Source organism: Clostridium sp. ZBS2, assembly GCF_023845855.1.
GTDB lineage: Bacteria > Bacillota > Clostridia > Clostridiales > Clostridiaceae > Clostridium > Clostridium aquiflavi.
The window spans coordinates 1-490 of the sequence record NZ_JAMQIF010000125.1 but is presented as its reverse complement, the minus strand read 5'-3'; the positions used below and the strand labels follow the sequence as shown (position 1 = coordinate 490).

1 protein-coding gene is annotated in these 490 nt (G+C 20.4%); it reads left to right on the top strand.

The window, feature by feature from the left end; translation table 11 throughout:
* Positions 1-148: 148 nt before the first annotated feature.
* Positions 149-412 (top strand): hypothetical protein, encoded by a 264-nt coding sequence (locus NG918_RS16730; protein ID WP_252227177.1) that lies wholly within the window; start codon positions 149-151, stop codon positions 410-412.
* The last annotated feature ends 78 nt before the right edge of the window (positions 413-490 follow it).

Here is a 490-nt window from a genome sequence, read left to right as displayed (position 1 = left end):
AAAGAAATAATAAAATAATTTTAATAAAATAAGCTTGTTATATGACAAGCTTATTTTTATTTTTATGGATAATTTATTTTCATAATCCAAATAATATTAATAGTAAAAATATTTATGAAATATAAAATTAGTATAACGGAGGATTACTATGAAAAAAAAACTTTTAAGTATTAATATGATAATTATAGTAATGATTTTAATGGTTTTTGGTGTTAATGAAAATATTGTAGCTAATTGTTCAAATTTTGATTCAGAAAAAGCTGCTAAAGTAGGAGTATTGTTATATAAATTTAATGATGAGTATATCTCTTTATTAAAAAATAGTTTGGAAGAAATTCAAAAAGAAAATCCAAACAAAGTTGAGTTTATTTTTTTAGATGCTTATGGTGATGAAAAAAAACAAAATAAGTAACTAGATAAAGTGGTAAAAGAAAAAGGAGATCTTTTAGTAGTAAAAGTAGGTGATACAAGTGAAGGAGCTTTTTTTTTT